Here is a 23,019-nt window from a genome sequence, read left to right as displayed (position 1 = left end):
TTCACAGAACTCCACGATGGCAAAAGGGCATGCCCTGGCTACGCAAGAACTGTGCACAGCGCGTGCGCAAGCCTCAAGTAATGCCACTCAAATGCCGAAATGCGAAATACAGCGTGGTTCAGCCACAGGATGCGGGTGATTTTTCATGGCAACTCAAACTCAGTTTTCAAACCTCCAGGCCCTTGTCATTGATGACATGTCGGTGCAACAGACCACCTTGCGTGGTCAGTTGGGCCAGCTGGGCATCACCCGGGTCGATGTGGCGGCCAACGCGGAAGACGCCGCGCGCCTGATCAAGAGCCGCCGCTACAACCTCATCCTGTGTGACTACAACCTGAACCAGAAAACCGACGGCCAGCAACTGTTCGAGCACCTGCGCGACAGCAACCTGCTGCCCGTGGACTGCCTGTTCTTCATGGTGACCGCAGAAAGCGCCTATGCCTCGGTGGCCGCCGCCACGGAGCACCACCCGGACGCCTACCTGCTCAAGCCGATCACCGCCAGCCACATCGAAGACCGCTTGAAGGCCTTGCTTGAAAAGCGCGATGCCCTGCTGCCCATCACCCAGAAACTTGCCAAAGAGGACCTTCTCGGCGCGGTGCAGGCTTGCGATCAGATCCTGAAGGCCGAGAACCGCTGGACCATGGCCGCCCTGCAGATCAAGGGCAAAACCCTGCTGCAACTGGGCAAGCACGAAGAAGCCAAGCAAACCTACCGCCAGGCGCTGGACAAGCGCGCCAACCTGGCCTGGGCGCAATTGGGCCTGGCGCGGGCGCACAAGGCGGCTGGGCAATTCGACCAGGCCAGGCAATTGGCGCAAGACATCATCCAGACCCCCGAAGGGGAAAAGAACGTGGCCGCCTATGACGTGGTGGCCGAATCGATGGACGCCCAGGGCGACGCGCAAGGCGCCATGTGGGTATTGCGCGATGCCGCCACCGTGGTGCCCTCAGCCCGCCGTCAACGACTGCTGGGCGAAAGCGCCTACCGCAATGGCGACCTGGACACCGCCAAGGAATGCATGCAAAAAGTGGCCAAAGCCACCCGCGGATCGGTGATCGCCCAGCCTCAGGACACCTTGTTGCTGGCCCAGGCCATGGTCGATCTGGGTGAATCAGCCGAAGCTTTGAAACTGCTGGCTGAAGGCAACACCCTGTACCGCAACCTGCCGGCCTTTGGCAGCGTGGCCCTGGCCATCCAGGTTCAGGCCCAGGTCAAGGCGGGCACGCCAGACGAGGCTGAAAAAACCCTCAAGCGCGCCCGCGAAACCCTGCGCAAGGGCAAGGCCGACTTTGCCACCATTGCCCTGGCCAAGGCCGAGCTGATGGCCGGGCACGAGGAAGAAGGCCTGGCCTTGCTGGCCACCGCCGTCAGCTCGGACCACGAGAACCCCAAAACCAAGCAGATGATCGGCAATGCACTGCGCGAGACAGGGCACGAAGACAAGGTCGACCGCATCATCAACACCGCATCGGCTGCCATGCAGACCCGCGTGCAAGACGCCCGCAAATTGCTGCGCGACAGCCAGATCGACGAGGCCGTGACGGCGATTGAAACCGCGGTGCGCGACTACCCCGAGAACACTGGCGTGTTGCTGCAGGCGGCCCAGATCAATTGCATGGCCCTGCGGCTGAAGAAGGAATACAACCAGGCCATGGTGGAGCGTGTCCGCTTGTACCTCAACCGCCTGGAACAGCTGCTGCCCGCCAATGACCGCGTGACCATGATGAAACGCTATTTCCGAGAGACCTTGGCCAGCATGGAACCTGCCTCGGCTGCCCACTGAGCCTGAACAAGAACACGATGGAAACCGCTTCTTTTGCCCTCATCGCGCATGATTTGAAGAATGCGCTGGGCGCCCTCGAGAGCGAGCTGGAAGCCTTGATCGACCAGCCGGACCCCGGCCTGGCACAAAGTGCCTACGTGCATTGCACCGAGCTGCGCCGGCAGTTCGTGCAGTTCCTGACCGTGTATGGCGCGGGCGATGGCCTGAAGGTGCACAGCGAAGACGAGTCACCGCTGGACATGCTCAAATCGTTGCAACACATCGCCGCGCTGAAGCGCCTCATCACGCCGGGCACCCCCAAGGTGAGCTTGGGCGATGCGCAGGCCATGCCTTCATTTTGGTACCTCGACCGGCGCTTGGTCTACATGGCCCTGGAAGCGGCCTTGCACAACGCCATGCGCTTCAGCAAGCAGCATGTGGTGCTGAGCGCGCGCCAGCAAGACGATTACCTGGTGCTGAGCATCGAGGACGATGGCCCCGGCCTGGGCGCCATCGATCCCTCCGACCAGTCCACCGGCCTGGGCACCGCCCTGTGCGAGGCCGTGGCCAAAGCCCACCGCTGCAACGGCCGCGAAGGCCGGGTCGCGCTGGTCAACCGCCCGCAAGGCGGCGCCAGTTTCGAGCTTTGGCTACCTTGAGGCTCAGGCCTCGCCCTTGACGCAGTCAACGTAGTAGCACAGCTCGCCAAACTCGTTCACCTGCGCCACAAGGCCATGCACATCGGTGGTGAAGCCGGGGAACATGCTGTTGAAGTCGCGGGCAAAGCGCAGGTAGTCCACGATCTTCTTGTTGAAGCGCTCACCCGGGATCAGCAAGGGGATGCCGGGCGGGTAAGGCGTCAGCAAGGCGGTCGTGACACGGCCTTCCAACTGCTCGATTTCAACGCGCTCGGTCTTGCGGTGCGCGATGTAGGCAAAGGCCTCGCTGGGCTTCATCGCAGGCTGCAGGTCCGACAGGTACATCTCGGTGGTCAGGCGCGCGATGTCGCTCTTGGCGTACATCTCGTGGATGCGCTGGCAAAGATCACGCAGGCCCATGCGTTCATAGATCGGGAACTTGGCGCAGAACTCGGGCAGCACACGCCACATGGGCTGGTTCTTGTCGTAGTCGTCCTTGAACTGCTGCAAAGCAGTCAACAGTGTGTTCCAACGGCCCTTGGTGATGCCGATGGTGAACATGATGAAGAACGAATACAAGCCGGTCTTCTCGACCACCACGCCGTGCTCGGCCAGGTACTTGGTGACGATGCTGGCGGGAATGCCGGTGTCGGCGAATTTGCCCGACAAGTCCAGGCCCGGGTTCACGATGGTCGACTTGATGGGGTCGAGCATGTTGAAGCCATCGGCCAGGTCGCCAAAGCCGTGCCACTTGGCATTGCCCTTGAGCATCCAGTCGTCGGGTGAGCCCACGTCGTCCTTGGTGAGCTTGTCGGGGCCCCAAACCTTGAACCACCAGTCCTTGCCGAACTCCTTGTCCACCTTGCGCATGGCGCGGCGGAAATCCAGCGCTTCTTTCAGGCTTTCTTCGACCAGGGCCGTGCCGCCGGGCGGCTCCATCATGGCCGCGGCCACATCGCACGAGGCGATGATGGCGTATTGCGGGCTGGTGGAGGTGTGCATCAGGTAGGCCTCATTGAAGAGGTGCGTGTCCAGCTTGGTGTTCTGCGCGTCCTGCACCAGCACTTGCGAGGCCTGGCTGATGCCGGCCAGCAGCTTGTGCGTGGATTGGGTGGCGTAGACCACGGCCTGCTTGGGGCGCACGCGGTCCTTGCCCATGGCATGGAACTCGCCATAAAAGCTGTGGAAGGCGGCGTGTGGCAACCAGGCTTCGTCGAAGTGGATGTTGTCGATCCAGCCGTCAAGCATGCCCTTGATGGTCTCGGTGTTGTAGAGCACGCCGTCGTAGGTGCTCTGCGTGATCGTCAGGATGCGCGGCTTGACCTTCTTCGGGTCCACGCCCTTGAGCAGCGGGTGGGCCTTGATCTTCTTCTCAATCGAAGCCTTGGTGAACTCGCTCTGCGGGATCGGACCGATCAGGCCGAAGTGGTTGCGCGTGGGCGTCAGGAACACAGGGATGGCCCCGGTCATGATGATCGCGTGGAGGATGGACTTGTGGCAGTTGCGGTCAACCAGCACCACATCGCCCGGCGCCACCGTGTGGTGCCACACCATCTTGTTGGAGGTGGACGTGCCGTTGGTGACGAAATAGCAGTGGTCGGCGTTGAAGATGCGTGCGGCGTTGCGCTCGGACGCAGCCACGGGGCCAGTGTGGTCCAGCAGTTGGCCAAGTTCTTCGACTGCGTTGCACACGTCGGCACGCAGCATGTTCTCGCCATAGAACTGGTGGAACATCTGCCCCACGGGGCTCTTCAAGAAGGCCACGCCGCCGGAATGCCCGGGGCAGTGCCAGGAGTAGGAGCCATCTTGCGCATAGTCCATCAGCGCCTTGAAGAAAGGCGGCGCCAGGGAGTCCAGGTAGCTCTTGGCCTCGCGGATCACGTGGCGCGCGAGGAACTCGGGCGTCTCCTCGAACATGTGGATGAAGCCGTGCAACTCGCGCAGGATGTCGTTGGGGATGTGCTGCGAGGTGCGCGTTTCGCCATACAGGTAGATGGGGATGTCGGCGTTCTTGAAGCGGATCTCGCTCACGAATGCGCGCAAAACCTTGAGGGCCGAATCGACCTCGCCTTTGGAGCCTGCGCCAAACTCTTCGTCGTCGATCGACAAGATGAAGGCGCTGGCCCGACTTTGCTGCTGCGCGAACTGCGACAGGTCACCGTAGTTGGTCACGCCCAGCACTTCGAAGCCCTCTTTCACGATGGCGTCGGCCAGGGCGCGGATGCCCAGTCCCGAGGTGTTCTCGGAGCGGAAGTCTTCGTCGATGATGACGATGGGAAAACGGAAACGCAGCATAGCCAAGACCCCTGTGGGCAAAGTCGGGCGGGCGCCCGGAAAAACGCGAAAGCGCGAAGTGTAGGACTTCTGCGGGCACTGTGGATGACAGTCGCATGAAAACCGCCACAGGCGCCGTACACTGCGCCCATGAGTGAGACAACACTGTGGTGGATTGCGGCCGGCGTGATCGTCGGGCTGGAGTTGTTGACTGGCACGTTTTACCTGCTGATGCTCGCCCTGGGCGCAGCGGCGGCGGCGATCAGTGCCCAACTGGGCCATCCCCTGTCCACCCAGATGCTGATGGCCGGCGCGGTGGGCGGCGTGGCCGCGCTGGGCTGGCACCTCAAGCGGCAACGCAGCCGCGACCAAGCCCAAAGCGAAGGCCGCGCCAACCCCGACTTGCACCTGGATCTGGGCCAGACGGTGGAAGTGGCGCAGTGGTCTCCTGACGGCCGTGCCCGCGTTCACTACCGCGGCGCCGAGTGGGACGCCCGCTACCTGGGCACCCCACCCGCCCAGCCTGGCGCGCACCGCATTCAGGCTGTTGAAGGCAACACCCTGGTCCTTGCCAAGATTTGAACCAACCGAAAGCCCCTGCACATGGAATTCGCCCTCGTCATCCTGGTTCTGGCCGTGATCTTTGTGGCCAAGTCGGTCAAGGTGGTGCCCCAGCAAAATGCCTGGGTGCTGGAGCGACTGGGCAAATACCACGCCACCCTCACACCCGGCCTGAACGTGGTGCTGCCCTTCGTCGACGTGGTGGGCTACAAGCACTCGCTCAAGGAAATCGCGCTGGACGTGCCCAGCCAGGTTTGCATCACCAAGGACAACACGCAGTTGCAGGTGGACGGCATCTTGTACTTCCAGGTGACCGACCCGATGCGGGCCAGTTATGGCGCCTCGAACTACGTGGTGGCCATCACCCAATTAGCGCAAACCACCTTGCGTTCGGTGGTGGGCCGCATGGAGCTGGACAAGACCTTTGAAGAGCGCGCCGTGATCAATACCGCCGTGGTCAATGCGCTGGACGAAGCCGCCTTGAACTGGGGCGTGAAGGTCTTGCGCTACGAAATCAAGGACCTGACACCACCGGTCGAGATCCTGCGCAGCATGCAGGCCCAGATCACGGCCGAGCGTGAAAAGCGTGCCTTGATCGCTGCCTCCGAGGGGCGCCGTCAAGAGCAGATCAACATCGCCACAGGCGAGCGCGAAGCTTTCATTGCCAGATCTGAAGGCGAAAAGCAGGCCGAGATCAACAAGGCGCAAGGTGAAGCAGCCGCCATCACCGCCGTGGCCGATGCCACCGCCGACGCCATCCGCAAGATCGCTGCGGCCATCCAGCAACCTGGTGGGCAAGACGCCGTGAACCTGAAGGTGGCCGAGAAAGCCGTTGAGGCTTATGCTCAGTTGGCCCAGAAGAACAACACGATGATCGTGCCCGGCAACATGAGCGAGGTCTCCGCCTTGATCGGTACCGCGATGACTCTGATGAAACGCAGCAACTGACCATCGATCATGGCCATTGACATCGCCAGCGCCCGCAATGTTCTGGGTGGCCCCCTGCGGGGCTGCTCATACGCGCCCGTGACCGGTTTTTTCCGGGACGGTTGCTGCCGCACGCGACGCGATGATGTCGGTCTGCACGTGGTCTGCGTCAAGGTGACGGCGGAGTTCCTGGCCTTCTCGGCCGCCCAGGGCAATGACCTGAGCACGGCCATCCCCGAGGCGCGCTTTCCGGGCTTGAAGCCGGGCGATCGTTGGTGCCTGTGCGCCAGCCGCTGGCTGGAGGCCTGGCAAGCCGGCATGGCGCCGCCTGTGGTGCTGGAGGCAACGCATGAACAGGCCCTGGAGGTGATCCCCATGGAGGCCCTCACCGCCCATGCCCTGGCCTCCGCCCGGCCTTTGGACGAATAGCCCGCTTTTTTTTGATTCAGCCGCGGTTGGCTTGTTCCAGCGGATCCAGCTCGCCCAGGTCGGTCACCACCGCCAGCCCGGTCTTGGTGGACACCCGCACCTGGTTGCGTCCCATGCGTTTGGCTTGGTACAAGGCCTCGTCGGCCCAACGGATCAGCGTTTCGGAGTTGCCGCCAATGGCCTGCGCCACGCCAGCCGAAATGGTCACCTTGGGCATCAGCACCCCGTCGTGGTGGACTTCCAGGTTCTCAATCGCCCGCCGGATTTGCTCCATGCGCAACACCGCATCGGCCTGTTCGCAACCTGGCAGCACCAGGGCCATTTCCTCGCCGCCATAACGGCAGGCAATGTCATAGCCCCGGATGCATTCCAGCAGGACACCCGCGACGGCCTTCAAGACCACATCGCCCGCATCATGGCCACGGCTGTCGTTGAACTGCTTGAAGTGGTCAATGTCGATCATGGCCAATGACACCACGCCATGGTCACGCCGCACGCGTTGCAGCTCGTTGCCCAGGCATTCGTCCATGAAGCGACGGTTGTGCAGGCCGGTCAGGGAGTCGGTCATGGCCTGGTCGTGCAAGGAATTGCGCAACATCAGGTTGCTCAGCGCCAGCTTCAGGGTTTCGGCGAACCGCACAGCGCGAGCCTGGACATCGGCCATGCGGTCATCGGCCACCCGGGTCTGCTGGCTGAACAGGTGCAGCGTGCCCACCGTTTCACCATGGGCCACCATGGGCACGCACAGATAGGGGCGAAGATCTTCACGGGGGATGCTCTTCAGGTGGACGCAGCACACGCCGTGGTCATGCCCATTGAAGGCGTGGGGCTTGCCACGGCGCATGCCCCAGCAGTCGCGGGCCAGGAAATGCTGCTCCGCCTGTGAGGGCGCCCGCCCCCAAGAGGCACCGATTTGCAACTGGTTGCCACCAGGCTGAGTGGCCGCCAGCCACCCAGACCAGCCCGGAAACAGCCGCTCACAAGCCTGGCGGATGATGCTGAAGGCCTCATCGAGGTTGTCGGCAGCGTGCAACATGTCGCTGGCCTCTTGCACCACCACGCCTTCGTCCTGCGCAGCACGCAGTTCTTGCACCATTTCATGAAGGCGCCGACGCTGCACGGCGGCTTCCAGCTCGGCTTGCTTGCGCGCGTCGATGTCGATGAAATAACCACGTCGCTCGGAATGCGAACGGTCGATGGTGCTGTTGTACAGATGCCAGCGGTAACTGCCATCGGCCATGCGCAACCGGGCTTCGAACTCGACCTGCATTTCATCCGCACTGTTCATGGCCTCGACGAAGCGGTCTTTCAGCAACCGCGAGTCGTCCGGGTGAACGATGGACATGGTGTTGGACAGGCTGGTCAAGGCCGCTGGCTCGTAACCCCACAGCTTGCGCACATTGGTGGACACGTAAACGAATTTGGAGGTGCCATGGGCATATTGCGCGCGGATCATGACCACGGGCCCCGTGGCGAACATCTCACGCTCCTCGTGCAGGGCCAGGCGCATCAGCCAGCTTTGGTGAACGTCGATCAGGCTGCCATGCACTTTGGCAGGCTGGCCCTGGGCGTCACGCGCAACGATGCGGGCTTTGCACAACACCCAGCGCCAGTCATCACCCGACACCTTGAAGCGAAAGCGCAACTCGTAGCGCGGCGAAGTGCCACTCAGGTAGTCCTTCAACTGTGCACAAGCCTGCTCCACCTCGTCGGGGTGGATCAAATCGCGCCACTGCTGTTGGCTGAACAGGCGCGACTCGACGCCTGCGTCCGGTGAGGTCTGCGGCAAGCGGCCATCCACCCTCACCTTGCCTGACGGCACATCCACCTCGAAGAAGCTCACATCGGCGGTTTCGAATATGAACTGCCGTTTGGCCTCGCTCTGGGCCAGCAAGGCATGAACCCCCGCTGACTGCTCATCCCCGCGCTGGCGATGGCGGCGAACGCCAAACCAGGCCAGTCCGTGACCGAGCGCACCCCCCAAAACCAGCAGAAGCAAAGCCGCCAATGTCCAGATGAACGATTCAGATCCCAACAAGCCCACTCTCCCAGTGCCCGGCCAGTATCGACGTCTTCGGCCCTTTCCTAGCGCAAACCCTTATCGCAAACTGTGGAATTTCTCACGCTGCAGAGAAATAGTGCTTGATGCCGGCCAGGATCATCTCGACCGCAATAGCGCACAGCACCAGGCCCATGAGCTTTTCAATCGCGGTGACGACCGACTCGCCCAGCCAGCGGTGCAAGGGTTGGCTGGCCAACAGCACGACCGCACACACGCCGACGGCTGCGGCCAGGGCTGCGATCCACTCGGCCAACTGGGCGGGTTGGCGCGAGGCGAGCAGCAGCACCGTGGCCATGGCCGAAGGGCCGGCCAACAAGGGCACGGCGATCGGGAACAAAAAAGGCTCGCGACCTGACTCCGTGGATGACGGCGCGGCTTCTTCATCGAACAACCGGCGGCCCGAGGCAAAGATGATGCGGATGGACAGCAGCAGCAAGATCACGCCCCCGGCCACTTCCAGCGAGCGCTCGGACAGGCGCATCAGCGCCAGGAAGGTGCGGCCGCCCAGCATGAAGGCCAGCAACACGCCAAAGGCCATGCAGGCCTCGCGCAAGGCCACCCAGACCCGCCTTTGCGGGGCCACCCCGCGCATCACCGAGATGAAGATCGGCAAAGTGCCAAAGGGATCAAGCACCAGGAGCAGCAAGATGAACGCCGACGTGATCGTGTGGCTCATGCCAACGATTGTGCGCCGGCTCAGTCGTCCGTGTTGGGGTCCAGGCCGGGGAAGAGCACCGAGGTGTAGCCAAAACGGGAAAAGTCGCGGATGCGCATGGGATACAGCTTGCCGATCAGGTGATCGCACTCATGCTGAACCACCCGCGCGTGGAAGCCTTCGGCTTCTCGGTCGATGGGCTGGCCGAACTGGTCGAAGCCGGTGTAGCGGATGTGCGCCAGGCGGGGCACGACACCGCGCAGGCCAGGCACCGACAGGCACCCCTCCCAGCCCTCTTCCTCGTTGGTGGACAAGGGGATGATCTGGGGGTTGATGAGCACGGTTTGGGGCACGGGCGGTGCATCCGGGTAGCGCTCGGAGCGCGTCACCCCGAAGATCACCACCGCCAGGTCAACCCCGATCTGGGGAGCGGCCAGGCCCGCGCCCTGGGCGGCCGCCATGGTGTCGAACATGTCGGCGATCAGAGCGTGCAGTTCGGGGGTGTCGAAATGCTCGACCGGCTGGGCCACGCGCAAAAGACGCGGGTCGCCCATCTTGAGGATCTCACGCACGGCCATCTTGGATGCTTCCTGGGTCGATGTTCAACAAAGCCAGCAGCCCGTCCTGGTCAAGGATGGTCAAGCCCAGTTCCTGGGCCTTGTCCAGCTTGCTGCCGGCTTCGGCCCCGGCCACCACATAGGTGGTTTTCTTGGACACGGAACCGGCCACTTTGCCGCCCTGGGCTTCGATCAGCGCCTTGGCCTCTTCGCGGCCCAGGCTGGGCAAGGTGCCGGTGAGCACGAAGGTGCGGCCGGCTTGGGGCAAGGCCTCCTGCGCCGTCTGGGCGGGTTCGTGCTCGGGCCAGGTGATGCCCACGGCGCGCAGTTGCTCGACCACCTCGCGGTTGTGAGGCTGATCAAAGAAAGTGCGGATGCTGTGCGCCACGATCGGGCCGACATCGTTGACGGCCAAGAGTTGCTCTTCGGTGGCGTCCATCAGCGCGTCGATCTTGCCGAAGTGCTTGGCCAGGTCCTTGGCCGTGGCCTCGCCCACATGGCGGATGCCCAGGCCGAACAAGAAGCGCGGCAAAGTGGTGTGCTTGCTTTTCTCCAGCGCGCTCACGATGTTCTGCGCGCTTTTGTCGGCCATGCGGTCCAAGGCGGCCAGTTTGGCCACGCCCATCTTGTAGAGCTCAGGCAAGGTGCGCACCAGGCCGCCATCCACCAGCTGGTCGACCAGCTTTTCACCCAGGCCTTCGATCTCGACGGCGCGCCGTTGGGCAAAGTGCAACAGTGCCTGCTTGCGCTGAGCGGCACAGAACAGGCCGCCCGAGCAGCGGTGGTTCATCTCGCCCGGCTCACGCTCCACCGTGCTCTGGCAAATGGGGCAATGCCTTGGCATGCGGAAGTTGGGCACGTAGCTGGCGCGGGGCACGGCCGAGACCACACTGACCACCTCGGGGATGACATCGCCAGCGCGGCGCACGATCACTGTGTCGCCCACCCGCACGCGCTTGCGGCGCAACTCGAACAGGTTGTGCAAGGTGGCGTTGGTGACGGTGACGCCGCCCACGAACACCGGCTTGAGCCGGGCCACGGGCGTGAGCTTGCCGGTGCGGCCCACCTGGATGTCGATGGCTTCGACCTGCGTGAGTTGCTCTTGCGCGGGGTATTTGTGGGCCACGGCCCAGCGCGGCTCCCGGCTCACAAAGCCCAGGCGCTCTTGCAGATCGCGGCGGTTCACTTTGTAGACGATGCCATCGATGTCGAAAGGCAGTTGGTCGCGCTTGGCACCGATGGTCTGGTGAAAAACCACCAAGCCATTTGGGCCATCGGCACCCTGGGCCACCATGCGTTCATCGCTCACCGGCAAGCCCATGGCCTGCAAGGCATCCAGCATGGCGCTGTGCGTGGGCGGCACGGCCCAACCCTTCACATCCCCCAGGCCATAGGCAAAGAAACTCAATGGCCGCTGAACCGTGATGTTCGGGTCCAGCTGGCGAACCGCGCCTGCGGCCGCATTGCGTGGGTTCACGAAGGTCTTGCCGCCCGACTCGCGCTGGCGCTCATTGAGCTTGTCAAAGTCATCGCGGCGCATGTAGACCTCGCCGCGCACCTCCAGCACCTCGGCTCTCGTGCCTTTCAGCCGGTGCGGAATCTGGCGGATCGTGCGGATGTTCTGGGTGACGTCTTCCCCCACCTCGCCATCGCCGCGTGTGGCCGCCTGCACCAGCAAGCCATTTTCATAGCGCAGGTTGATGGCCAGGCCATCGAACTTCAACTCGGCGCCGTATTCCACCGGCGGGTCTGATTCGGTCAGGCCCAGCTCGCGGCGAACGCGCGCGTCAAAGGCCAGGGCACCCGTGGCTTCGGTGTCGGTCTCGGTGCGGATGGACAGCATGGGCACGGCGTGGCGCACCGGCGTGAAGCCCTCCAGCACCTGACCCAGCACGCGTTGCGTGGGCGAATCAGGGGTGCGCAACTCGGGGTGAGCTTCTTCCAGGGCCTCAAGCGCCTGGAACAGACGGTCGTATTCCGCATCGGGGATCTGCGGGGCATCCAGGGTGTAGTACTGGTGCGCGTGGTGCCGAAGTTGCTCTCGCAGCTGCGCGATGCGTTCGGCCACGGATTCATCGTTCGGCATGGCCGAGTTCTCCACACCCATCGATCAGCTGAACAAGCGCCGCGCTGCTGCCGAGCCGGCCGCCAGATCGCGCGTGGCCAGGGCCTCGTACAGGCGTTGCAACTCGCCCTCGATGGACGCGAACGCCGCCGGCGAAAACGGCTGGCCCTGGTCATCGGCCATCATGGCGTCCAGGCCGAGCGACAAGGCTTGCCCCGCCGCACACCAGGCGTTGAAAGGCGCGCCCTCCGCGGCCGTCTGAGGCACGTCAAACGACAAGATCAGCTCACGCAAGGTGGCCTGGTCCTGGTCTTCGGCGAAAGCGGCCTGGGCGTCGAACTGCAAGGTCAGCACGGGCGGCGCACCCTCTTCCGCCGATGGCATCACGAAGCGGCCCGGCAAGGCGCCCGGCATGAAGCCATGGCGCGCAGCCTGTTGTTGCACATAGCCGATCGACCAAGCGCTGCCCTGGGCATACAGGCGCAAAGCCAGTTGGGCATCGTGGGCGCTGGCGAAACTGTCCAGCTCTTTGGCCCGCGCGACCACGTCCAGCATGTCGGGGAACTCGACCGAGGCGCCCATGGCATCGGCACAAGCCTGCACCTTCTGCACGAACTCGGAGTATTCGATCTCGTTGAGACCACCAGTGCGGTTGGCCAGCAGCACGCCGGCCTGCAGCTCGCTGTAGACCACGCCAAGCTGGGGCGCTTCCCATTCGCTGCAATCAACGCGCAGGCCTTCGATCATGAAGGGCTTGCTGCCAGCGCGGCGCGTGGTCGGCAGGTGCAGCAGCACGTTGTCACCGCTCACCGGCGTGTCGATGGTCAAGGTGGCGATGGCGTCGATCAGGGCGTCCAGCTTGGGCTGATTGCGCTTGACGGGTGGCGGCAGGTTGATCGCGCCAGCGTCGCGCTCATCGAGCGTGGGTTCGCCAGGCAGGGTGTCGCCCATCTCGGTGGGGATGGTGTCGGCCTCGGAGCGATCAATGGTGCCGGTGCCCAAGGGCTCGAGCGCGGCACGCCGGGGCTGGCGCGCGGCGTTCTTGCGGGCGGTCCAGGCGCCATGGGCCACGAATGCCGCGAGGACCAGGCCGCCCAACAGGGCCAGATACAAGGTGAGTGAGTTGTTCATGGGGAATGTGTTGGGTTCTGCGTCGCTTCGCTCAGGCGGCCTGGGCCATCGAGAAGGCGGCCTCCATGTCGACGGCGACGATGCGGGATACGCCCTGCTCCTGCATCGTCACCCCGATCAACTGCTCGGCCATTTCCATGGCGATCTTGTTGTGCGAGATGAACAGGAACTGCGTGCCACTGGACATTTGTTTGACCAGCTTGGCGTAGCGCTCGGTGTTGGCGTCGTCCAGCGGCGCATCGACTTCGTCGAGCAGGCAGAAAGGCGCGGGATTGAGCTGGAAGATGGCGAACACCAGGGCAATCGCCGTGAGTGCTTTCTCGCCACCCGACAAAAGATGGATGGTGCTGTTTTTCTTGCCGGGCGGGTGGGCCATGACCTGCACGCCCGCGTCAAGGATTTCATCGCCGGTCATGACCAGCTTGGCCGTGCCACCACCAAACAACTCGGGGAACATGCGGCCGAAGTGCTCGTTGACGGTGTTGAAAGTGCCCGCCAGCAGGTCGCGGGTTTCAATGTCGATCTTGTGGATCGCGTCTTCGAGGGTGTTGATGGCATCGAGCAGGTCGGCCATTTGCGAGTCCAGGAAGCCCTTGCGCTCGCGGGCCGCGGTCAATTCATCCAGCGCGGCCAGGTTGACGGCGCCCAGGGCGTTGATCTCGCGCTGGATGCGGTCGATCTCAGATTGCAGGCCGTGCAGCTTGACGTTGCCTTCCTGGATTTTCTGGGCCAGGGCTTCCAGATCGACCTCGGCGGCGGTGAGCTGCTCCATGTACTGGGCACCGCCCAGCGATGCGGCCTGCTCTTCCAACTGCAGCTTGGTGATCTGGTCGCGCAGCGGTTGCAGGCTGCGTTCGAACTCCAGGCGTTGCTCGTCGGCACGGCGCAGTTGGATGGACAATTCGTCGTAACGGCTGCGGGTCTGGCCCAGGGCGGCTTCCTTTTCCAGCTTGACGGCCAGGGCCTCGTCCAGGCCGGTGCCGGCGGCCGCTTCGCTCAATTTGGCGTGTTCTTCGTGCAGCGTGACGGCGCTGGCCTCGTTGGCCTGGATCTGCTGCACAGCCGTTTCAATCCCGCGCTGCAGCTCTCCCCGACGGGCCGACATGCTGCGGGCGCTGAACTGGGCCTCTTGCGCCTGGCGTTCCAAGGCGCGTGATTGCTCACGGGCCTGGTTCAGCTTGCGCTCGGCCTCGATCACGGCCTCTTCCAGTTGCGCGTGGCGCTCCTGCGCATCGGCCAGCGACAGGTCCAGCTCTTCGAAGCGGGCTTCGCCGGTGGCGCGGCGCTCGTTCAAGTCTTCCAATTGGCCATCGATCTCGGCCACTTCGGAGGCGATCTGTTCGCGGCGGGCATTGCTTTGTTGCGCTTGCTGCGTCAGGCGCAGCACTTCCACCTGCAGTTGGTGCGTGCGTTGCTGCAGCTCGCTGGTGTCGCGGCGCGCGCTGACCAGGCGCTGCGAGGCATCCGTGTAAGCCGCTTCGGCACGGATCAAGGCGGCGCGAGATTCGTCGACCAGGATGGCCTGGGCGCGCACCTGCTTCTCCAGGCTCTCGATCTCTTGCGCGCGGGCCAGCATGCCGGCCTGTTCCGAATCGGGCGCATAGAAGCTGACAGCGAACTGGCTGACCGTGTGGCCAGCCTTGGTCATGATGACCTCGCCGTGCGTCAGCTTGCCGCGCGCGGCCAGGGCTTCTTCCAGGCTGCCGGCGGTGTAGACGCCTTCCAGCCAGTCGTTCAGCAAGGCCTTCAGGCCGTCGTCTGACAAACGCAGCAGGTCGGACAGGCGCGGCAGCGTCTGGTGCGTGTTGGCGATCTGGCCCGAGGGCGGGCTGTAGAAGGCCAGCTTGGCGGGCGGTGCATCGTTCTCGAAGGCACGGACGGTTTCGACGCGGCCCACCTCCAGCGCGGACAGGCGCTCACGCAGGGCCGATTCCAGCGCGTTTTCCCAACCGGGTTCGATGTGGATCTTGGTCCACAGGCCGGGCAAGCCATCCAGGCCATGTTTGGCCAGCCAGGGTTTGAGCTTGCCTTCGGTCTGCACCTTCTCTTGCAGGGCACGCAGGGCCTCCAGGCGAGCGGTCAGCTCAGATTGCTTGCTGGCCTGGGCATTGGCGTCGCTCTGGCGCTCCTTGCGGGCCTCGTCCAGTGCGGGCACCGAATCGGTCAGCTCGCCCAGTTGGGCCTCGGCCACAGCCAGGTCTTCCTGGCCCGCTTCCAACTGGCGGGTCAGTTCGGTCAGCCGCAACTCGTCGGGCGCGGCCAGGGTCTGCTTTTCAGCAACCAGGCGCTCGCGCCGCAGGTTGAGCTGGCGCGCTTGATCGTCGATGTTGCGTGATTCGGCGGCCAGCAACTGGATCTGCTGCTGCACCTGCCCAGCCACGCCTCGTTGCTCATTCGCTTTTTGCGAAGCAGTGCGCACGGTGTCTTCAAAGGTCGGCACATTGGCCGTCAGCTCTTCAGCCTGCGCGGCCAGGATCTCGGCCTGCTCTTCGGCAGCGGCCATGCGCTCGGCCAGGGTTTCCAGCTCTTCCTCGGCCGACACCTTGCGGTCGGCCCATTGGTCGTTCTGGCCTTTCAACTCGGCCAGACGTTGCTCAACTTTTTGACGACCCTCTACAACGTAGCGGATGCGCTCTTCCAGCCGGCTGACTTCGAGGTTGGCCTCGGCCAAGGCGCCTTGCGCCGTGTGCAGCTCGTCGCTGGATTCGTAGTGCGCCTGGCGCACATGTTCCAGCTCGGCCTCGACCTGGCGCAACTCGGCCATGCGGCCTTCCAGCGCATTGGTCGCACCCAGGATGTCCTGCTTGATGCGCGACTCTTCGGTTGACGCATCGCGGTGCTTGAGGAACCAGAGCTGGTGCAGCTTCAAGGTGCCCTGCTCTTGCAGCCCGTTGTAGCGGGTGGCGACCTCGGCCTGGCGTTCCAGTTTCTCAAGGTTGTTGTTCAGCTCGCGCAGGATGTCGTCCACGCGGGTCAGGTTCTCGCGCGTGTCCTTCAGGCGGTGCTCGGTCTCGCGGCGGCGTTCCTTGTACTTGGACACGCCAGCCGCTTCTTCCAGGAACAGGCGGAGCTCTTCAGGCTTGGATTCGATGATCCGGCTGATGGTGCCCTGCCCGATGATGGCGTAGGCGCGTGGCCCCAGGCCTGTGCCCAGGAACACGTCCTGCACATCGCGGCGGCGCACCGGCTGGTTGTTGATGAAGTAGCTGGAGGTGCCGTCGCGGGTCAGCACGCGCTTGACGGCGATCTCGGTGAACTGGTTCCACTGCCCGCCGGCCCGAGCGTCTTCATTGCTGAACACGAGTTCGACACTGGATCGGCTCGCCGGCTTGCGGTTGCCCGAACCATTGAAGATCACATCCTGCATGGACTCGCCACGCAGCTCGGATGCTTTCGATTCGCCCAGCACCCAGCGCACCGCGTCCATGATGTTGGACTTGCCGCAGCCATTGGGCCCCACCACCCCCACCAACTGCCCGGGCAGCTGGAAGGTGGTCGGCTCGGCGAATGACTTGAAGCCAGACAGCTTGATCGAATTCAGGCGCATGCGTGTTGAGTCGACTAAGTCATTGATTTATAAGAAAAAACACGCAAAACAGCGCATTCATTCGGGTCTGGGATGATAGCATCGGCGCTTCCCCAGATTTCCCTCCTACCGCAGCTCACCATGGCCAAGAAAGCCCCTTCCGTCCGCGCCGCCAAGAGCGCCACCGCCGACACCATCACCGTGGGTGAACGCGCCAAGCCCGCCACCCCGCCTTCGGCCGCCACCCGCAAGCTGGATGTCTTCCCCAATCCCGCCCCCCAGCGCGATTACGTCATCCAGTTCCAGATCCCGGAATTCACGTGCTTTTGCCCGCTGACGGGCCAGCCTGATTTCGCCCACTTCACCATTGAGTGCATCGCCGACAAGCTGTGCATCGAGCTGAAGAGCCTGAAGATGTACATGTGGAGCTACCGCAACGACGGCGCCTTCCATGAAAAAGTCACCAACGCCATCCTGGACGACTTCGTCAAGGCCATCCAGCCACGCTACCTGCGCATCACCGCCAAGTGGTACGTGCGCGGCGGCATCTACACCAATGTGGTGGTTGAGCACCGCAAAAAAGGCTGGAAGCCTTTGCCCAAGGTGGAACTGCCCCAACACTCGGCTGAATCCGGCATGCTGGGTTGATTTAGTCACGTTGATGGCCCGATTGCGGGGCCGTCGGTGTAACACAATGTCAAGAATGGCTGTCATCTGCCGATAGCCCAGAGGCAACCCCTCCACTTGATGAAACCACCTTCTTGGCAGACACCATGGCTTGACTGGGCACTTGGGCGGCAACAGCCCACGCGGCGCTATGTGCTGCTGGTGCTGGCCACCTTGCAGTTGTATGCCGTCACGATTGGCATCCTGCTGCATTCGGTTCACCTTGGCCTGCTGGATCAACGCATGGCCAACAGGCTGATCCTGTGCGGCGCCATCACCTTCGTGGCAGTTTTCACACTGGTGCGTTCAGGCTGGAGCCTGCGGCTCAAAGACCCGGTAATGGCCTTCCCACATGCCTTGGCCAGCAACGGCATCTGCGTGCTGGCCTTCATGCAATTGGGTGACCACCGTAGCAACGTGCTCATCATCATCAGCCAGACCATCGTGGCGGCGATGTTCCGGCTCAAACCCGCTCGCGTGCTCTTGCTGGGCGCCTTGACCGTCGGCATGCTGGCCATGGCCACCATCATCTTGACCTTGTACGACCCGGCTCGCTACCCCGTCACCAAGAGCTGGGCCATCCTGGCGGTGGGCGGATCCGCCCTTCTCATGCTGTCGCTGGTGGGCAAATGGATCTCCGACATCGGCGTGAAGCTGGGGCGGCAAACCAAGGAGCTGGGCGACGCAGTGCGCACCGTGGAGCAAATGGCCACCACCGACATGCTCACCGGCCTGCTGAACCGCCGCGTGGTGACCGATCTGGCCGAGGCCGAGTTGAAACTGATGGAACGCACCGGCGCACCCATGTGCGTGGCCCTGATCGACCTGGACCATTTCAAGGACATCAACGACCGGTTTGGCCACCACGCCGGCGACACGGCGCTCAGGGGCTTTGCCCAATGCACCACCCCGCAATTGCGGCAGGTCGACAAGCTGGCGCGCTGGGGCGGTGAAGAGTTCCTGCTCCTGCTGCCCCAGTTGACCCAAAACGAAGCCCTGACCGCGCTGGAGCGCCTGCGCCAAACGGTCGAGACCCTTGTTTTCAAAGACCATGCCCTGATGCAGCTGACTTTCTCGGTCGGTATCGCCCAGGCGCAGCCTGGTGAAAGTCTGGAGCACTTGGTGGACCGGGCCGATCAGGCGGTCTACGAGGCCAAACGGCAGGGCCGCAACCGCTGTGTACTGGCCGCATCGCCCCCCGCCCGCGCCGAACCCACTGCCGAGACCTTGGCATGAGCGAACCACGCTCAGCCCACTTGCCGGAAGACGACCCGCTGCTGGATGGGGTCAGCCGGCTGGTGGCCTTCATCTTCGGACCGGACCGCGTCACGCGCTCACGCACGGTGGCCATCTTGCTGTGCGCCCTGATGTATGTGATTTGCTGCTGGGCGGCCTCGTATGTGGCGGACATCGGCCTGATCAAGGCCTTCGCGCCGGGTTTGTTGATGGCCACCACCTTTCCGGCCTATGCCGTGTTTTTCGGGCTGGTGCGCAGCGGTAAAACTCGTCAGCTCAAAGACCCTGCGCTGATGATCCCGCAGAATGTCTTCGCGCTGCTGGCCATTGGTTTCGCCTACACCGCACTGGGCCCGTTCGATCGGGGCCTGGTCATGGTGCTGATCGCCCTGGTCATGGTCTTTGGCATGTACACCCACACCCCCAAGCAATCCGTGGTGGTCGGCCTGGCCGCCATGTTGATGTTGGGCGCCTGCATGGGCGTGCTGTCGCATGTGGACCCCAACTACTACCCACCCAAGCTCGAGTTGATCCGCTTTGAGCTGTTGCTGGGCACCATGCCACCCTTGATCTTCACGGCGTACAAGATTTCAAGCTGGCGCAATCGGCTCTTCAAGCAGCGCACTGAACTCAAAGCCGCCTTGGAACAGGTTCAGCAATTGGCTACCCACGATTCGCTGACCGGCCTGTACAACCGGCGCCACATGCAAGAAAAGCTTGAAAATGCCGTGATGCGCTTTGACCGCTATGGCGAGCGCTTCACCGTGGTGTTGATCGACCTGGACCACTTCAAGCAGGTCAACGACCGCCACGGGCACCGGGTGGGCGACGACAGTTTGAGCTCGTTTGCCAAAGCTTCATTGGCCGTGCTGCGCGACACCGACACCATCGCCCGCTGGGGTGGCGAAGAATTCTTGATCCTGATGCCCAATACCAGCCAGGAAAAAACCCTGGTTGCCTTGGAAAGGCTGCGCACCGCCATGGCCAGTTGCACCCTATCGGCCTCCGTGCCAACCCTGCGCATCACTTTTTCAGCGGGTGTGGCCGTTCACGACAGCATCACGGCCTTGAGCCAGACCATTGAGCGTGCTGATCAAGCCCTGTACGAAGCCAAGAAGACCGGCCGAGACCGGGTTGTCATCGCACCACCGCCCAAGCGTTGACCCCTTTCCGCGCTAACCCGTGCCACCGGCAGGCCCAGGGGCTGGGATAATCCCCCGCATGAACCCTTTGCTGTCCAAACTGCAGCCCTACCCTTTCGAGCGGCTGCGACAACTCACTTCGGGCGTGCAGCCCAACCCTGCCTTGCGTGCCATCAGCCTGGGCATTGGCGAGCCCAAGCACCCCACGCCGGCCTTCATCAAGCAGGCACTGACCGATGCGCTGGATGGACTGGCCAGCTACCCCGCCACGGCCGGCGAGCCCGCGCTGCGCGAATCCTGCGCGCGCTGGATGCAACGTAGGTATGGGCTTTCGATCGATCCAGCCACGCAAATCCTGCCGGTCAATGGCTCGCGAGAGGCGCTGTTTGCGCTCGCCCAGACCGTGATCGACCCGGGTCAACATGCCACTGAAGGCGGCCCCACGGTGGTCTGCCCCAACCCCTTCTACCAAATCTACGAAGGTGCGGCGCTGCTGGCCGGCGCCCGTGTCGTGTTCGCCAATTCCGATCCAGCGCGCAATTTCGCAGCCGACTGGTCCAGCATCCCCGAATCGACTTGGGCGACTACCCAGCTGCTGTATGTTTGCTCGCCGGGCAACCCCACGGGCGCGGTCATGCCGCTGGACGAATGGGCCAAGCTGTTTGAACTGAGCGACCGGTTCGGCTTCGTCATCGCCTCCGACGAATGCTATTCAGAAATCTACTTCCGCGAAGGGCCAGGCGCCGCACCGTTGGGTGGGCTGGAAGCCGCCGCCAAACTGGGCCGCGGCGATTTCAAGAACCTGATCGCGCTGACCAGCCTGTCCAAGCGCTCCAACGTGCCCGGCCTGCGCTCGGGTTTCGTGGCCGGGGACGCCGAGCTGATCAAGGCATTCTTGCTCTACCGCACCTACCACGGCAGCGCCATGAGCCCTTCCGTGCAACGTGCCAGCGCGGCCGCCTGGGACGACGAAGCCCATGTCGTGGAAAACCGCGCCCTGTACAGGCAGAAGTTCGAGCAGGTGACCCCCATCCTGGCCGAGGTGATGGACGTGGCCCTGCCCGACGCCAGCTTCTACCTCTGGGCCGGCATCCCGTCGCACATTGGTGGCGGCAGCGACGAGTGGTTCGCGAAAGAACTGCTGGCTCAATACAATGTGGCCGTTCTGCCAGGCAGTTACCTGGCCCGCGAATCGAATGGCATCAACCCCGGCGCAGGCCGTGTCCGCATGGCCCTGGTCGCTGGCGTGGACGAATGCCTTGAAGCCGCGCAACGCATCCGCGCCTTCATCCAGTCTTTCTGATTTTTACTTTCTTGATTGTTCCAAGCATGACTACCCAAGCACTCCAAACCACCATCGACAACGCCTGGGAACAGCGCACCACGCTGTCCGCGACCGCGGCCCCCGCCGAAGTGCGCGATGCCGTCAACCACATCATCGACCAGCTGGACGGCGGCAAACTGCGCGTGGCCGAGAAGATCGATGGCGACTGGGTGACCCACCAGTGGATCAAGAAGGCCGTGCTGCTGAGCTTCCGCCTGAACGACAACGTGCCCATGGGCGACGGCCCCCTGCAGTTCTTCGACAAGGTGCCCACCAAGTACGCCGGCTGGACCGACGAACAGCTGCGAGCCAGCGGCGTGCGCGTGGTCCCGCCCGCCGTGGCCCGCCGCGGCAGCTTCCAGGCCAAGAACGTGATCCTGATGCCCTCTTACGTCAACATCGGCGCCTATGTCGATGAAGGCGCCATGGTCGACACCTGGGCCACGGTCGGCTCCTGCGCCCAGATCGGCAAGAACGTGCACCTGTCCGGTGGCGTCGGCATTGGCGGCGTGCTCGAACCCCTGCAAGCCAACCCCACCATCATCGAAGACAACTGCTTCATCGGCGCGCGCTCGGAAGTGGTCGAAGGCGTGATCGTGGAAGAGAACTCGGTGATCTCCATGGGCGTGTACATTGGCCAAAGCACCAAGATCTATGACCGCGCCACGGGTGAAGTGACCTACGGCCGCATCCCCGCCGGTTCGGTCGTGGTCAGCGGCAACCTGCCCAGCGCCGATGGCAAGTACTCCCTGTACTGCGCCGTCATCGTCAAGCGGGTTGATGCGCAAACACGCTCCAAGACCAGCATCAACGATCTGCTGCGCGCCTGATAAAAAACCGATCCCCAAGGAGACACTTGATGAGTGAAGGCAATCTGGAACGAGTCCTGCGTTTGATGGCTGAAAAGAAGGCCTCGGACGTCTTCCTCTCGGCCGCCACGCCCATCCTCATCAAGCTCCACGGACAGATCCTGCAACTGACCGACCAGCCGCTCAAGCCATCGCAGCCACGCCAGTTGCTGGCCGAGATGCTCTCGCCCACGCAGATGGAAGAGCTGGACGACACGGGCGAGTTGAACGTCGGTTTGACGATCCCGGGCGTGGCGATTTTCCGGCTCAGTGCGTTCAAGCAACGTGGCTCGATCGCGGCGGTATTCCGGCACATTCCCTCCGAGATCCCACCGCTTGAGACCCTGAACCTGCCCGACATTTTGTCGTCGTTGGTGATGGAAAAGCGCGGCCTGATCATCCTGGCCGGTGCCACCGGCTCGGGCAAGAGCACCACCTTGGCGTCGATGCTGGAGTTGCGCAACCAGCGCATGACGGGTCACATTCTGACGATCGAAGACCCGATGGAATTCTTGTTCTCGAACAAGAAGTCGGTGGTCAACCAGCGTGAAGTGGGCCGTGACACGGCCTCGCTGCAAGTGGGTTTGCGCAACGCCCTGCGCCAGGCGCCGGATTGCATCCTGATCGGCGAAATCCGCGACCGTGAAACCATGACGGCGGCCATCTCGTATGCGCTGTCGGGCCACTTGGTGCTGTCCACGCTGCACGGCAACAACAGCTATCACGCGCTGGGCCGCATCCTGTCGTTCTACACACCAGAGTCGCGCCCGGCTTTACTGAGCGACCTGGCCTCGGGCCTGAAGGCCATCGTGTCGCAACGCTTGTTGCGCGCCACAGCGGGCGGCCGCATCCCCGCAGTCGAAGTCTTGCTCAACACCAAGCTGGTGTCAGAGTTGATCGAGCGCGGCGACTTCACCGGCGTGAAAGAAGCCATGGAAAAGTCCATGGCCGAAGGCTCGCAAGCGTTTGAGCACGACATCGCCCGCCTGATTGGCGAAGGCCTGATCACGCGCGAAGAAGGTCTGGCCAATGCCGACTCACCCACCAACCTGATGTGGCGCCTGCAGAACGACCAAGGGGCCTCGTCCAAACTCACGGCCAAGGTGGAAGACTCCGAAGAAGGCCCCTCCTTCACCGAGATCACGCTGGATGTGAACAACGACGACCGCCACAGCGGTTTCGGGACCACCCGCTTCTAAGCTTTCTTTATACC

18 protein-coding genes are annotated in these 23,019 nt (G+C 63.3%); 11 read left to right on the top strand and 7 right to left on the bottom strand.

The features are described 5' to 3' along the window. Positions 1-145: 145 nt before the first annotated feature. Positions 146-1,786: a tetratricopeptide repeat protein gene (locus LQ232_RS13660; RefSeq protein WP_230180900.1), complete on the top strand. Its 1,641-nt coding sequence runs from the start codon at positions 146-148 to the stop codon at positions 1,784-1,786. A 17-nt stretch (positions 1,787-1,803) separates the two neighbouring features. After that, positions 1,804-2,424: a sensor histidine kinase KdpD gene (locus LQ232_RS13655; RefSeq protein ID WP_230180899.1), complete on the top strand. Its 621-nt coding sequence runs from the start codon at positions 1,804-1,806 to the stop codon at positions 2,422-2,424. A gap of 3 nt (positions 2,425-2,427) precedes the next feature. Here the strand turns inward: LQ232_RS13655 and LQ232_RS13650 are convergent, their stop codons facing one another. Further along, complete coding sequence (locus LQ232_RS13650) at positions 2,428-4,698, bottom strand: arginine/lysine/ornithine decarboxylase (protein WP_230180898.1); 2,271 nt, start codon at positions 4,696-4,698, stop codon at positions 2,428-2,430. A gap of 129 nt (positions 4,699-4,827) precedes the next feature. Here LQ232_RS13650 and LQ232_RS13645 point away from each other — a divergent pair, with 129 nt between their 5' ends. Genes LQ232_RS13645 through LQ232_RS13635 form a run of 3 tightly spaced genes read left to right on the top strand, consistent with a single transcriptional unit; the run spans position 4,828 to position 6,594 of the window. Continuing rightward, positions 4,828-5,259 (top strand): NfeD family protein, encoded by a 432-nt coding sequence (locus LQ232_RS13645; protein ID WP_230180897.1) that lies wholly within the window; start codon positions 4,828-4,830, stop codon positions 5,257-5,259. A gap of 21 nt (positions 5,260-5,280) precedes the next feature. Then, positions 5,281-6,186 (top strand): SPFH domain-containing protein, encoded by a 906-nt coding sequence (locus tag LQ232_RS13640; RefSeq protein WP_230180896.1) that lies wholly within the window; start codon positions 5,281-5,283, stop codon positions 6,184-6,186. A gap of 9 nt (positions 6,187-6,195) precedes the next feature. Then, positions 6,196-6,594 (top strand): DUF2237 family protein, encoded by a 399-nt coding sequence (locus tag LQ232_RS13635; protein WP_230180895.1) that lies wholly within the window; start codon positions 6,196-6,198, stop codon positions 6,592-6,594. Positions 6,595-6,610: 16 nt separating this feature from the next. On the opposite strand, the gene LQ232_RS13630 is transcribed toward LQ232_RS13635, so the two are convergent. From LQ232_RS13630 to smc, 6 genes are all read right to left on the bottom strand, one after another. Beyond that, positions 6,611-8,632 carry a diguanylate cyclase gene (locus LQ232_RS13630; RefSeq protein WP_230180894.1) on the bottom strand — a complete coding sequence of 674 codons (2,022 nt, stop codon included), beginning with the start codon at positions 8,630-8,632 and terminating at the stop codon, positions 6,611-6,613. An 82-nt stretch (positions 8,633-8,714) separates the two neighbouring features. Further along, positions 8,715-9,332: a MarC family protein gene (locus tag LQ232_RS13625; protein WP_230180893.1), complete on the bottom strand. Its 618-nt coding sequence runs from the start codon at positions 9,330-9,332 to the stop codon at positions 8,715-8,717. Between the two features lie 20 nt (positions 9,333-9,352). After that, on the bottom strand, positions 9,353-9,889 hold the full coding sequence (gene def, locus LQ232_RS13620; protein ID WP_230180892.1) for a peptide deformylase: 537 nt from the start codon (positions 9,887-9,889) through the stop codon (positions 9,353-9,355). Further along, positions 9,876-11,954 (bottom strand): NAD-dependent DNA ligase LigA, encoded by a 2,079-nt coding sequence (ligA, locus tag LQ232_RS13615; protein WP_230180891.1) that lies wholly within the window; start codon positions 11,952-11,954, stop codon positions 9,876-9,878. Before ligA ends, def begins: the two co-directional genes overlap by 14 nt. 24 nt (positions 11,955-11,978) lie before the next feature. After that, positions 11,979-13,064: a cell division protein FtsZ gene (locus tag LQ232_RS13610; RefSeq protein ID WP_230180890.1), complete on the bottom strand. Its 1,086-nt coding sequence runs from the start codon at positions 13,062-13,064 to the stop codon at positions 11,979-11,981. A 31-nt stretch (positions 13,065-13,095) separates the two neighbouring features. Then, complete coding sequence (smc, locus tag LQ232_RS13605) at positions 13,096-16,611, bottom strand: chromosome segregation protein SMC (protein ID WP_230180889.1); 3,516 nt, start codon at positions 16,609-16,611, stop codon at positions 13,096-13,098. A 120-nt stretch (positions 16,612-16,731) separates the two neighbouring features. On the opposite strand from smc, the gene queF reads away from it, so the two are divergent. From queF to LQ232_RS13575, 6 genes are all read left to right on the top strand, one after another. Further along, positions 16,732-17,238, top strand: a complete 507-nt coding sequence (queF, locus tag LQ232_RS13600; protein ID WP_230180888.1) for a preQ(1) synthase — start codon at positions 16,732-16,734, stop codon at positions 17,236-17,238. Between the two features lie 99 nt (positions 17,239-17,337). Beyond that, entirely contained in the window at positions 17,338-18,492 is a 1,155-nt protein-coding gene (locus LQ232_RS13595; RefSeq protein ID WP_230180887.1) for a diguanylate cyclase, read from the top strand. Beyond that, complete coding sequence (locus LQ232_RS13590; RefSeq protein ID WP_230180886.1) at positions 18,489-19,655, top strand: GGDEF domain-containing protein; 1,167 nt, start codon at positions 18,489-18,491, stop codon at positions 19,653-19,655. The genes LQ232_RS13595 and LQ232_RS13590 overlap by 4 nt, the downstream gene beginning before the upstream one ends. Before the next feature lie 58 nt (positions 19,656-19,713). After that, complete coding sequence (gene dapC / locus LQ232_RS13585; protein ID WP_230180885.1) at positions 19,714-20,937, top strand: succinyldiaminopimelate transaminase; 1,224 nt, start codon at positions 19,714-19,716, stop codon at positions 20,935-20,937. Positions 20,938-20,963: 26 nt separating this feature from the next. After that, a complete protein-coding gene (gene dapD, locus LQ232_RS13580; RefSeq protein WP_230180884.1) occupies positions 20,964-21,788 on the top strand; it encodes a 2,3,4,5-tetrahydropyridine-2,6-dicarboxylate N-succinyltransferase in 825 nt (274 codons plus the stop codon). Between the two features lie 29 nt (positions 21,789-21,817). Then, the gene (locus LQ232_RS13575; protein ID WP_230180883.1) at positions 21,818-23,005 is read left to right on the top strand and encodes a PilT/PilU family type 4a pilus ATPase; all 1,188 of its coding nucleotides are present in this window, start codon (positions 21,818-21,820) and stop codon (positions 23,003-23,005) included. Positions 23,006-23,019 lie beyond the last annotated feature (14 nt).

It is taken from the genome of Aquabacterium sp. CECT 9606 (assembly GCF_918741295.1).
Classification (GTDB): domain Bacteria; phylum Pseudomonadota; class Gammaproteobacteria; order Burkholderiales; family Burkholderiaceae_C; genus Aquabacterium.
This window is presented reverse-complemented; position numbering and strand designations above follow the sequence as displayed.